We start from the raw sequence: 12704 nt of genomic DNA, 5'->3' as shown, positions 1-12704 counted from the left end.
TTCTCATCAGGGATGCGGTAGAAAAAATGCTGTTTTGAAAGACAATACTAAAACCTGATATTATGCAACAGGGTTTGTCTTTCCACAGTATGTTGTTGGCGGCTGAGCAAGCGCGCCCAGTCCATGAACACGCCAACTTAGCACCGCCTTCGGGCATTCAGCCCGGCGCACCATCCATTTTAAATGATACACCGGAGGATTTGGAGCTTAAGGGGCAAGCCGCACTTTGGCTGTCAGCCACGGGTGTCCTGGCTTTTCTTCTCGGCTTTTTTGCGATTGGGTGGATCCTTGCTTTTTCCGGTTTCATTGCCGCCGGCACGCAGCTTATCGCACCGGAGCGGGGCCGCTACTGGCCGGCACGCCTTGCACTGAGCCTCAGCATGGTCTTTGTCTTCGGTTTGCTTGGTTTCATACTGTACTACGGATAGACTACTGCCCTTACTGACCAAAACCAAAAGCCATGGATACCATCAATAAAATCCTAGTCCCAACTGATTTTTCTGACACCGCTCAGAATGCCTTCCGTTATGCACTCATGCTGGCGGATAAATTCGAGGCAGACATTGAGTTATTGCACGTGATTTACCCCGAATACGAAGCACTGGACCTGCCCGTAATGGCTGCACAAGCCACCAAGGAGAAAGCCGCCGCCGCCGGGGAAGCCATAAAAGAATTTGTAGAAATCGGCCTGACTCAGATGCACGCCACCGGTCAGTTGTCCGGCATCCCAACTATCAATTCTGACGTCGAGATAGGGACCCCGGCCAGCATGATTGCCCATGTAGCCCGGCGGGACGAAGTGGACCTCATCGTGATGGGCACCCGGGGAGAGCACAACGCCTTAGACCGGTTTTGGGGCAGTGTGACGACTGCGGTGGTAGAGCATACCCACTGCCACGTTTGGGTTGTCCCCGAGCATGCTTCCTATCATGACATCAACGTCGCCGGCTTTGCTACCAACCTGGGTGACGCGGATCCCTTCCATATCTGGGAATACGGTAAACTAATGGCACCGTTCCAGCCAATTGTACGCTGCGCGCACATCAACCTCGACAACGCCGTTGAGAAAACCCTTGACATCGCGGGGCTTTCCAAGTTTTTCGACAACCATGCCCCGGCCTTGCAAATCAGTTTCCACTCGCTGGAAGGCCAAAACGTAACCGATGGGCTCGAAGCCTTCATCGAGTCGTTTGAAATTGATGTACTGGCCATGTATGTACCTCAACATTCCTGGTGGGATCGCCTTTTCCGCCGCAGCGAGACCAAAAACATGGCGCTGCACACCAAAGTCCCACTGTTGATGCTTAAGCATTAGCCCCACTACACCTGAAACCTTAATCATGCCAGCTCTTTTCCTGCGCATACAAACCCCCGTATTATGGGAGACCTAGCCGTTAGGCCCGCCACCGAAAACCGGGCCGCCTATTTGCAAAACCTCATCAAAGATGTGCAGGCCCTCGAGCGTATGATCAAAGAAGATCGTTTCGAAAAAGGGCATCAACGCATTGGCGCAGAGCAGGAGCTCTGTATGGTCGATGCTGCCCGCCACCCTTCTTCGCTGGCCTTCAGCCTGCTGCCCGATTTGCCTAAAGATTTCACTTTTGAAATCGGACAATTTAACCTGGAGGCCAATTTATCGCCATTCGAACTCAATGGCAGTGCGCTGCAAAAGACAGAAGCTCAACTACGCTACCTCCTCGCACAACTCAAAGAAGTCGCCGCACCGCAGGGCATTCAGCACATCCTCACAGGCATACTGCCCACCATAAAGCGGCACCATCTCGACCTTGAGCATATGACGCCCCTACAGCGGTTTGATGTGCTCAATCAGGGGCTGACCCAATTGCGGGGCGGGGCTTTCGAAATCAACATCCACGGCGCCGATGAACTGACCACGTCAATGCCCTCCGTGATGTACGAAGCCGCCAACACCAGCTGGCAGTTGCACTTGCAGCTAGACCCCCGATCCTTCTCAGAAGCCTACAACTGGGCGCAGTACATCGCTGCTCCGGTACTGGCAGTTACGGCCAACTCACCGCTCCTGTTTGGGCGGGAGCTCTGGCACGAAACCAGGATCGCTCTTTTTCAGCAGAGCATTGATACCCGACGCTCTGCCAATCAGATCCGCGACCGGCATAACCGGGTCAACTTTGGGCGGGGCTGGCTGGATGACTCCCCCGTTCAGCTCTTCCAGGACAACATTACCCGCTTTCCGCTCATCCTTACCGGTGACATACAGGAGGATGCTCTGGCCACCCTTGATGCCGGGGGCACGCCACAACTAAAAGCCCTGCGGCTCCACAACGGCACCATTTACAGCTGGAACCGGCCCTGCTATGGTGTGGGGGACGATGAACAAGCTCACCTGAGGCTGGAAAATCGCTATATTCCTGCCGGGCCTACGGTAAAAGACCAGATGGCCAACTTCGCATTTTGGATTGGATTGATGAAAGGGATGCCGCCCCGTTACCTTAACCTGCACGAGTCGGTGCCTTTCCAGCATGCCAAAAGCAATTTCTACCGGGCTGCACGGTCGAGCCTGCATGCCTCCTTAGGGTGGAATGGCAAGCACCGTCCGGTAAGAAGGATTATACTCGAAGAGCTGCTGCCCCTGGCCGCAGAAGGGCTGCAGAAATCCGGTTTCTCCGATGAGCAGTCCCGGTATTATCTGTCCACTATTGAGCGCCGGGTATCCGCCTATGCCAATGGGGCCTGCTGGACCATCAAAAACTTCCGCAATATCGCCGAACGTTTCGGTGCGGGCGTAGCCGTACGGGAAGTCACAGATGCCATGATACAGGGTCAGGAAGCCGATATCCCGATCCACGACTGGCCCGATATTGATGCCGGTCAGGTCTACGTAGTCAAAAAAGAAGCCACCACGATTGGCCGGGTGATGAAGACTGACCTTTACACCCTTCATGAGCAAGAGCCTATCGGACTGGCAAAGGCCATCATGGAATGGAAGGAGGTGCGCCATTTACCCATTGAAGACGATCATGGCAATTTGAAGGGACTGGTCACACGCACTAATATAGAAGCCGCTGCCAGCCGAGATGACCACGACCCGGTCAGTGATATTATGACCAAAACGCTGATCACCGTTTCACAACAGACCCCTCTGGAGGAAGCCGCCCAATTGATGAAACAGCACAAAATAGGCTGTATGCCTATCGTTCGTGAGGAACAGATCATCGGTTTACTAACAGACTCAGATTTTCGGGAATTATTTGGCAACCAGTGGTAAATCCACTACTTTAAAGGATTGAACCTGGCGGCAGCTCAAATCAAGACAACCAAGCCCCTATGAATGGCACCTCCGGCGCTTTCGCGCACTCACCGCAACCCGATACAAAGCCTATGCAGCTGATTTACCACCCTGTGGTCCTGGAGCACGATACCGGGCTACACCCGGAAAACAAAAAACGGTTTGAGGTGATGGGCGAGCTACCGGAAACGGAACTCATTGACGGGGCGCCTTTTTTGTCGCTGGTGCACACCAGAGACCACATTCAGCGCATCAAATCTGCCTGCGAATACGGGCAGGCTCTGGATGGGGACACCCCCACTTCTCCCGGGAGTTTTGAAGCCGCCCGGTTTGCGGTAGGCGCTACTGTCATGGCCGCCGATACGAATGGCTTTGCGCTGGTACGCCCACCCGGGCACCATGCCTACCCCAACCGGGGCAGTGGCTTTTGCCTATTCAACAACGTAGCTATCGCAGCGCAGCGGCTGGTCGAAGAAGGCAAGCGCGTGGCCATTTTTGATTTCGACGGCCACCTCGGAGACGGCACCTCGGAAATTTTTTACAACACCGATCAGGTGCTCTACTGGTCGATGCACCAATACCCGGCTTATCCGGGCCACGGCTTCGTGGAAGAAATTGGCGTAGGCAAGGGCAAAGGTTTCAACATCAACGTACCCCTGCCGCCCGGCTCTGCAGACGATATCCTGAGCGAGACGCTGGACTATTTCTTCCCCATCCTGGAGCAGTTCCAGCCCGATGTGCTGGCGCTTTCCGCAGGCTTCGATATGCACCAACGCGATATGCTGCTGGACCTGAAAGCCTCCGCAGGGTTTTATTACAAGCTCGGGCATCGGCTGCGCAAGCGTTTCAGCAATATGTTTGCTACTCTGGAAGGCGGTTACAATACCGATGAGATGCCCCGCTGCCTGTTCAACTTTCTTGCTGGCATGAACGGGCTTGATATGCCCTATCAGGAAGAAGAGACCCTCTCAGGTATGCGGGTTTGGGAAACCTTTGAAATTTATGTGCACGCCGTTATGGGCAATTTACGTTCTTACTGGAAATTTTAATGCATGCGCAAGCAACTCAAAAAGCTATTCCAACCCCGCTCCATCGCTGTTATTGGTGCTTCTGATAAATCTACCTCCATCGGCTTTACGGTCATGCGCAACCTCCTGGAAGGTGACTTCAAAGGTGTAATTACACCGGTCAATATCCGGCACCGGGAGGTCTTCGGGTTGAAGAGCTACTACCATATTGGTGATGTGCCTGAAGCGCCGGACCTGGCCATCATTACCGCCCCTGCCTATGCAGTCCTGCGCATTGTGCGAGAGTGTGGGAAGGCGGGCGTGGGAGGTATTGCTATACTCTCTGCCGGCTTCAATGAAACCGATGAAGAAGGGCTGCACCGTCTGGAGCGCATCAAAAAAATTGCCCGTGAGCACCACATACGGGTACTAGGCCCCAACTGCATGGGCTTTATCAATCCTTATTTGGGCCTGAATGCCAGTTTCTCTTCCCGTATCGCGAACCCGGGCAATATTGCTTTCATTTCCCAGAGTGGGGCCCTGGGCATGTCTACGCTCGACTGGGCCATGGAGCAGAATGTCGGGTTCAGTTACTTTGTCTCCGTAGGCGCAATGGCCGACGTAGGCTTTGCTGACCTGATCGACTTTTTCGGGACCGACAACCATACCACCTGTATTTTGGTGTATATGGAGACCATCAAGGAAGCCCGCCGGTTTATGAGTGCTGCCCGGGCCTTTGCCCGGCACAAACCGATCATCGTACTGAAGGCCGGGCGCAGCCGGGAAGGGCGCCGGGTTGCGCGTTCGCATACTGGCGCCCTGGCGGGCAACGACCGGGTCTTTTCTGCGGCCTTTCAGCGCTCAGGCATTATCCGCGTTTCCACCATTGCGCAGTTGTTCAACAGTGCTCAGTCGCTCGCGATGCAGCCCCGGCCTAATGGCAACCGCATGGCTATTCTGACCAATGCCGGGGGGCCTGCCATTTTAGCCACCGACTACCTGGTGGCAAAAGGGGGCGAACTGGCCCAGCTTACTGAAAAGACTTACGAAAAGCTGAGCGAAAGCCTGCCGGTAAACTGGAGCCACAACAATCCGGTTAATGTACGGGGCAATGCCTCCGCATCAGTATACCAGACGGCCCTGGAAATCATGCTAAAGGACAAAAACACCGATGGCGTGCTCGTCATTCTCACCTATCAGACCAATACCGACCCCGAAGCCATTGCCGAGGCGGTCACAAAGGCCGGTAAGCGTTCGCGCAAGCCGGTGCTGGCCACCTGGATGGGCGAGCAGGCGGTGGCCGAAGGGCGGGAAATCCTGGAAAAGGGCAAAGTCCCTCACTATCGCTACCCGGAAAGCGCCGTGGATGTCTTCCTGCGTATTCACGAGTACAACCGCAACCTGGAACTGCTGTACGAAACACCTCCGGAAGAGCCTATGGAGTTCAAGCCTGACCGGGAAAAGGCGCTGGCCCTGATTAAGAAAGTCCTGGCAGAGGGCCGGCAACAGCTTATGGAAAGCGAAGCCAAAGAACTCCTGTCCTATTACGAAATGCCGGTCACGAATTATCAGCTCGCGCATTCCGTAGAAGAAGCGGTGGCATTCGCAAAGCAATGCGGCTACCCGGTGGCCTTAAAAGTAGCCAGCCCTGATATCTATCACAAATCTGATCTTGGCGGGGTACAGCTCAACCTTACAGATGAAGCAGCAGTCCGGGAGGCCTATCGGCAAACGCTGGATAATATACGCAAGCAGGCCCCGAAAGCGGATATCCGCGGCGTAGTCGTGGAGCGCATGGTCAACAAACCCTTTGAGCTGCTGATCGGTTCGCGTAAGGACCCTCTGCTGGGCCCGGTGATCGCCGTTGGAAAAGGCGGTATTGCAGTGGAAGTTTACCAGGATACCCGCCTGGGGCTGCCCCCTATGAATATGGCCCTGGCACAACGCATGATTGAAGGCACCAAGATTTACCCGCTGCTCAAAGGCTATCGCAACCGCAAGGGAGTGGACCTGGACTTGCTGGCCTTCACTTTGTGCAAATTTGCCTATCTGGTGATGGACTTCCCGGAAATCCAGGAGATCGACATCAACCCATTTGTGATGGATGACCAGGAGGGGGTTATGCTAGACGCACACGTGGTCCTTGATCCTGATGTGAGCCGGGCCGACCGCAAACCCTTCGCCCACCTTGTACTGCCCCCCTACCCGGGCCGGTACCAACGCACCATCAAAGCAAAGAACGGGCAGGAAGTCCTGCTGCGCCCCATCCGCCCTGAGGATGAGCCCATGGAGCTGGAGATGGTCAACCGGCTTTCCAAAGAGTCCCTTTACTTCCGCTTCTTTGGCTATGTACCGAAGATGACGCACGAGCTAATGACCCGCTTTACGCAAATCGATTACGACCGGGAGATGGCCATCGTGGCGCTCATAGAGCAAGAAGGGAAAGAAGAGATGATTGGCGTGGTGCGTATCATCGCCGACCCTTGGGGAGAGGCTGCCGAGTACGCTATTCTTATTGCGGACGAATGGCAGGGGCAACGCCTGGGCAGCCAAATGACCGACTACATCATCGAAATTGGGCGGGACATGAAGCTCCGGGAAATCTACGCCACCGTACTCGCTTCTAACAAAGGCATGCTTACCCTCTTCGAGCGCAAAGGCTTCGATATTCAGCGGGAGGACTTCGAGACCTTCCATGTCAGCCTGCCCCTGAAAGGCGCTGCTCAGGAATGAGGCCGCTATTCTCCCCCTACCTGCCGGTTGTGCTGCTCTACCCGCTTGTCCATCACCCGGAACCAAAGCGGAGGCACAAGCGACAGCAGAATCGCCCCCGGATAGCCGGTAGGCAGCTGCGGGCTCTTGTCCTGATGCCGGAGAACCTGATATTTACGTGAAGCTTTGTAGTGATGATCAGAGTGGCGGGTCAGCTCGTACAGGAAAATGCGCCCCAGCTCGTGGTCAGAATTCCAGGAGTGATGTGGCCCTACCCGTTCGTACCGCCCACTGTCGAGCTGCCGGCGTTGCAGGCCGTAGTGTTCAATATAGTTGACCGACTCCAGCATGAGGAAGCCAAATACTGCCGTAGCGATGGCAAAAGGCACCAGCGCCCAGCCAAAAGCCCAGCCGACACCGGTCAGATAAGCCAGCTGTAGTCCTGTAAACCGGATCATCTCGTTTTGCAGGCTTAGAGCGGGCCTCCCTTTCCTTTCCAGGCGTGCTGCTTCCAGCCGCCACGCACTGAAGTAACCTCCGATGACCGATCGGAACCAAAAGATGTAAATCAGCTCGCCCTGCCGGGACGTAGCCGGGTCTTCGGGCGTTGCCACATGTTTGTGGTGGCCCAGGTTATGCTCAATGATAAAATGAGTGTACAAAGCGGGTAGCAGGAGGGCTTTCGCCAAAAAACGCTCGAAACGGTCGGCACGATGGCCCAGTTCATGCGCCACGTTGATGCCCGCTGTGCCCAAAATCAAACCGACACTACAGGTCATGCCCGTGATTTCATAGCCGGCAAGCCCGCCCTGCGACAGCGTGTAGAGGTAGTAGCCCACGAGCCCATACACCAAAGGCACGTTGAAATACAGCAGGTAGTCAAACAACCGCGCCCGGGCACGCTCCGGCTCTGTGGCCTGCGGGTGGTTTTCGGGCGACTTTGGCACAAACAACTCCACCACAGGAATCACAATAAAGCCCAGGTAGATGGCGGCAAAAGACCAGATGCCCCCCACGTAGATGGCAGTGTAGGCGGACAGGGGCAGCAGATAAGCGATCAGGTATTTGGTGTCGCGGCGGTTCATAATTTGAGTTTTGGTTGGCTTTTTAAAAATACGGTTTTTCAGTCAAAAAAGTAGTGTCCGGTCATGGAAATGGAACTATGTTTCGATTATTTCGTTTATATTGAAGAAATGATTCCAATATGAGTAAAACCTATCCGGTATTATCCAAGGAAGAACGTCAGATGGCAGCGTTTTCTGCGAAAGCAATCACATCAGCACTGGAAAAAAAAGCAGATTCTCCGACTGACTTATCAGTTGATGCACAGGGCCTGCCATCCCTACAACTGAAGCTACCCAAACAAGCTTTGCAGGTACTTCAGGAGGTGCTTTCCCTGATTTCTGAAGGCAAGCCTTTTTCTCTTTTGCCATCAGATGTAGAGCTTAGCACTCAGGAAGCGGCTGATTTACTGCAGATATCAAGACCGCACCTCATTAAACTATTAGAGGATGGAGCAATGCCTTTTAAGAAGGTGGGTACTCATAGAAGGGTCAGCCTGAGTGCTATTATAGCGTACCAGCAACACCAAAAAGAATTACAATCAGAAGCGTTGGATGCCTTAGCTGAACAAGCGCAAAAGCTCAATTTTGGATACTAAACCTTTGCTCTAAGAAAACACTACCTTCACCACAAAAACCAAGCATGCCAATTACTTTATATCAAACCACTGCTCAGGGCCTCATTTTCGATATGGACGGCACGATGGTCGACAACATGATGGCGCACCACGAAGCCTGGCAGCGCAAACTCCGTAGCCTTGGTATGGAAATGGAGCTGGAGCAGGTCCGCCGGGAAATCCACGGAGTGAACGAGGAAATCCTGCTGCGCCTGTTTGGAGACCGCTTCAATGACGAAGAGCGCCACTACCACGCGCAGGACAAGGAAGCTGAATACCGCCGCGTCTTTCAGGAGCAGTTGCAACTGATCGAGGGGCTGTCGGATTTTCTGGAAGAGGCCTGGGAGGCGGAACTGCCTATGGGCATCGGTACGGCTGCGCCCCAGGAGAACGTGGACTTTGTACTGGACAACCTGGAGCTGCGCGACTACTTCGCCACAGTGAAACACGCCGGTGATGTCACCAAGGGCAAACCCGACCCGGAAATCTATCAGTTAGTCGCTGCCGGGCTGGACATCCCTGTTAAAGACTGCGTTATTTTTGAAGACAGCCCCACGGGTGCCGAGGCGGCCCACAATGCCGGGAGCCCGGTAATTGTCGTCACCACAACGCACAAGCCCGCCGAGTTTAGCCACCTGCCGAATGTACTGGCGTATATTGAGGACTTTAATGCCCTGAAGTACGAAATCCTGTAGATTCCGTACCTTTTCCTTTTGACCAACAACACCATTGATTAGTATGAAAAAACACATCCTACAGGCTTGGTTCTTCCTGAGCCTGCTTGCCATTGCCCTGCCTGCCTTTAGCCAGGACGAAGCTGATGCCCTCTGGGCAGAAGTGCAGGAAATCGCCATCGTGGAGCAAAAAGTCATGATGCCTATGCGCGATGGCATCCGCCTGGCCACCGATATCTACCGGCCCAAAACCGACGAGCCCGTACCGGTTATCTTTTCCCGCACGCCTTATAATTTCAACCTCTACTCAGAGGGCAAGCTGAATAAGCGCCAGGTACAACGCGCGATGGAAGCGGTCAAACGCGGTTACGCCTACGTGGTCCAAAACGAGCGCGGCCGCTATTTTTCAGAAGGGGAGTGGGACATCCTTGGCGTCCCTCTGACTGATGGCTACGATGCCTTTAGCTGGATGGCCGATCAGGATTGGTGCAATGGGAAAATTGGCACCCTCGGCTGTTCCTCCACGGCGGAGTGGCAAATGGCGGTGGCTGCCCTCGACCATCCTTCCCATGCCGCTATGGTGCCACAGGGTTATGGTGCCGGTATTGGCACGGTGGGCGACTACTACGAGCAGGGCAACTGGTACCGGGGCGGCGCCCAGCAGATGCTCTTTACTTCCTGGCTGTACTGGGTGCAGAATGGCCGAGTGCGCCCCACCTTCCCCAAAGACGCAACGCAGGAAGAACTCATCCGTATGTCGCGCTTCTTCGACCTCGTACCCGATCCGCCTGATGTAGACTGGAAGGAGGCCTTCAGGCACCTCCCGGTGAAAGACATCATCGAAAATGTGGACGGCCCAAAGGGCGTCTACACCGATATGATACAGCGCAAACCCAACGACCCGGCCTGGTTTGAAGGCGGCTTGTACCACGATACCATGGACTTTGGGGTGCCCAGTTTTTGGTTTACCTCCTGGTATGATGTGTCCATCAGCCCCAACCTCGCCCTGTTCAACCACGTACGCGAAAACCCGGAAGTCGGTGAGGATCAATATCTGGTGATCGCCCCGGTGCTCCACTGTGCCTACACCCGAGCCACCGAAAACACGATTGTGGGAGAGCGCAGTGTAGGCGACGCCCGCCTCAATTACGATGAGCTGATCTACGGCTGGTTCGATTACTGGCTGAAGGATGATAAAAGCAAGGACCCGGCCCAAATGCCAAGAGTACGCTACTACACTATGGGTAGCAACCAATGGCAGACCGCCGAGACCTGGCCGCCCCAATCGACGGAGCCAACCACCTACTACCTTGACAGTGAGGGGCAAGCCAACAGCCTTTTCGGCAACGGTGTGCTGACTACCCAAATGCCCGACGCAGCTGATCAGCCCGATGCCTTCACCTACGACCCGATGAACCCGGTGCCCAGCGTAGGCGGCAACGTTTGCTGTACTGGTGGTGCTATAGACGGTGGTGCCTTCGATCAGCAGGAACTGGAAGCCCGGCAGGATATTTTGGTGTATACCACCCCGCCCCTGGAAGAAGGTATGGAAATCAGCGGCTTTATTGAGACCACCCTTTACGTCTCCTCTGATGCCAAAGACACCGACTTCACGGTCAAGCTCATCGATGTGTATCCGGACGGGCGGGCTTACAACCTGGACGAGACCATACAGCGCGTGCGCTACCGGGAGGGCTACGACAAGGAAGTGTTTATGGAAGAGGGCGAGGTGTACAAAGTTGACCTTACGCCTATGTCCACCAGCAACTACTTTGAAAAAGGGCACCGCATCCGCATCGAGGTATCGAGCAGCAACTTCCCCCGCTTCACCCGCAACCTCAACACCGGTGGCAACAACTGGGATGAGACCGAAGGTGTCAAAGCCCGCAATCAGGTGCATCATTCTGCACAGTACCCCTCGCAGGTACGTCTGCCGATCGTACGGTAGCATCTAGTCCCCCTGAATTTATCCTCCCAATGCCCTGATCCGCTAATTTTAACAGATCAGGGTATTGGGAGTATCCCTGGCGTCCCTCTGCCGATAATTCATTTAATCTCCATTTAAATATACCATGTTTCCTACCTTTGCGTTCCTTTACAGGAAAGACAAACTTTAGCGTTGGATAACATGAACATCGTGAAAACATATACCTGGGCCGTACTGGCCTTCGCCATCCTTTGCACCACTACTGCTCATGCTCAAAAGGGCTGGGAAGCTGGTGGCTGGGCAGGCACCTCCTTTTACCTGGGTGATCTGAATACGGATTACGATTTTAGTGAGCCAGGACTGGCGGGTGGCCTGATTGCCCGCTATAATTTCAACAAACGCTTGTGCTTTAAGGCCTCGGCTAACTTTGCACAAGTCTCCGCCTCCGATGCGGACTCTCCCAATACCTTCGAGCGGGCCCGCAATCTGAGCTTCGAAAGTAACATCATCGATGGTACGTTCCAGTTTGAATTCAACTTTCTGCCCTACAACCACGGCGACCCGGATGAGTTTTTCACCCCTTACCTGTTTGCGGGTTTCAATATCTTCCATTTTAACCCCATGACGGAGTATCAGGGAGAAATGGTAGAGCTCCGCCCCCTGGGTACCGAAGGGCAATTCAAAGGCGAGGAATACTACAGCGTAAACGGTGGCTTGTCCTATGGGTTTGGCTTTAAAATAGACCTGAGCTACGAGTGGAGCCTGAATTTTGAGATTAACGCCCGCTCCCTCTTCACCGACTACCTGGATGATGTCAGCACCGTCTATGCCGACAAAGACGACATCCGGCAGCTCCGGAGTGAGCTGGCGGTGGCTCTGTCCGACCGCTCCATCGAAATAGAAGGCGCTCCCAACAGTCAAATCGGGCGGGAAGGCACGCAGCGGGGCAACAGCAACAACAACGACACTTTCATCACGCTGGGCATTGGCTTGCTCTATTACTTTGGGGATGTGCGCTGCCCGGAGTATAGCCGGTAGGAGGCCATTCCTCCCCCCGGTACAAGTAGGGTTTGAGCAGGATCAACGGACGATCAAACGCTTCACGCCCTTATGCACTCCATCCTCTGTTATCACCTGCACCCAGTACATACCCGGTGCAAGCTGCTCCAGGTTAATAGCATAACGCCCGGCTCCTCCAGATGATTTTTGGGCAAAAACTAACCGCCCGGTCCCATCAAAGAACCTCAATAACGCAGGCTCGCCTGCAGGGAGCTCAACGTAAACTTTTTGAGCCGTGGGGTTCGGAAAAAGCCTCCATGGTATAGTTGAGCTATCGTTCAGCCCACTCGCCAATTCTACCTCAAAGCTGAAGTTGGCCAAACAACCATTTGCATCCGTAACAGAAAGGCTGTAAAACCCGGGCTCAAGCGATAACAAA

General features: G+C 54.4%; 11 protein-coding genes. 9 read left to right on the top strand and 2 right to left on the bottom strand.

Annotated features, from left to right (window positions below; genetic code table 11):
- Positions 1-62 precede the first annotated feature (62 nt).
- The 5 genes from RIC19_RS14115 (at position 63) to RIC19_RS14095 (ending at position 7008) form a co-directional block, all read left to right on the top strand.
- The gene (locus RIC19_RS14115) at positions 63-428 is read left to right on the top strand and encodes a hypothetical protein (RefSeq protein ID WP_350178975.1); all 366 of its coding nucleotides are present in this window, start codon (positions 63-65) and stop codon (positions 426-428) included.
- 32 nt (positions 429-460) lie between these two features.
- Positions 461-1315: a universal stress protein gene (locus RIC19_RS14110; RefSeq protein ID WP_350178974.1), complete on the top strand. Its 855-nt coding sequence runs from the start codon at positions 461-463 to the stop codon at positions 1313-1315.
- Between the two features lie 63 nt (positions 1316-1378).
- Positions 1379-3247 carry a CBS domain-containing protein gene (locus RIC19_RS14105; protein ID WP_350178973.1) on the top strand — a complete coding sequence of 623 codons (1869 nt, stop codon included), beginning with the start codon at positions 1379-1381 and terminating at the stop codon, positions 3245-3247.
- 59 nt (positions 3248-3306) lie between these two features.
- The gene (locus RIC19_RS14100; protein WP_350178972.1) at positions 3307-4317 is read left to right on the top strand and encodes a histone deacetylase family protein; all 1011 of its coding nucleotides are present in this window, start codon (positions 3307-3309) and stop codon (positions 4315-4317) included.
- A 3-nt stretch (positions 4318-4320) separates the two neighbouring features.
- Positions 4321-7008: a bifunctional acetate--CoA ligase family protein/GNAT family N-acetyltransferase gene (locus RIC19_RS14095; RefSeq protein ID WP_350178971.1), complete on the top strand. Its 2688-nt coding sequence runs from the start codon at positions 4321-4323 to the stop codon at positions 7006-7008.
- A 5-nt stretch (positions 7009-7013) separates the two neighbouring features.
- Here RIC19_RS14095 and RIC19_RS14090 read toward each other — a convergent pair whose 3' ends face one another.
- Positions 7014-8072, bottom strand: coding sequence for an alkane 1-monooxygenase (locus RIC19_RS14090; RefSeq protein ID WP_350178970.1), 1059 nt, complete (start codon positions 8070-8072; stop codon positions 7014-7016).
- A gap of 119 nt (positions 8073-8191) precedes the next feature.
- Here RIC19_RS14090 and RIC19_RS14085 point away from each other — a divergent pair, with 119 nt between their 5' ends.
- The 4 genes from RIC19_RS14085 (at position 8192) to porG (ending at position 12304) form a co-directional block, all read left to right on the top strand.
- Positions 8192-8647 carry an excisionase family DNA-binding protein gene (locus tag RIC19_RS14085; RefSeq protein ID WP_350178969.1) on the top strand — a complete coding sequence of 152 codons (456 nt, stop codon included), beginning with the start codon at positions 8192-8194 and terminating at the stop codon, positions 8645-8647.
- 44 nt (positions 8648-8691) lie between these two features.
- Positions 8692-9360, top strand: a complete 669-nt coding sequence (locus tag RIC19_RS14080; protein ID WP_350178968.1) for an HAD family hydrolase — start codon at positions 8692-8694, stop codon at positions 9358-9360.
- 43 nt (positions 9361-9403) lie between these two features.
- A complete protein-coding gene (locus RIC19_RS14075; RefSeq protein WP_350178967.1) occupies positions 9404-11287 on the top strand; it encodes a CocE/NonD family hydrolase in 1884 nt (627 codons plus the stop codon).
- A 189-nt stretch (positions 11288-11476) separates the two neighbouring features.
- Positions 11477-12304, top strand: coding sequence for a type IX secretion system protein PorG (gene porG / locus RIC19_RS14070; RefSeq protein WP_350178966.1), 828 nt, complete (start codon positions 11477-11479; stop codon positions 12302-12304).
- A gap of 42 nt (positions 12305-12346) precedes the next feature.
- Here porG and RIC19_RS14065 read toward each other — a convergent pair.
- On the bottom strand, positions 12347-12704 hold a 358-nt coding region (locus tag RIC19_RS14065), incomplete at its 5' end, for a T9SS type A sorting domain-containing protein (RefSeq protein WP_350178965.1).

It is taken from the genome of Phaeodactylibacter sp. (assembly GCF_040219495.1).
Classification (GTDB): Bacteria; Bacteroidota; Bacteroidia; order Chitinophagales; family Saprospiraceae; genus Phaeodactylibacter.
This window is presented reverse-complemented; position numbering and strand designations above follow the sequence as displayed.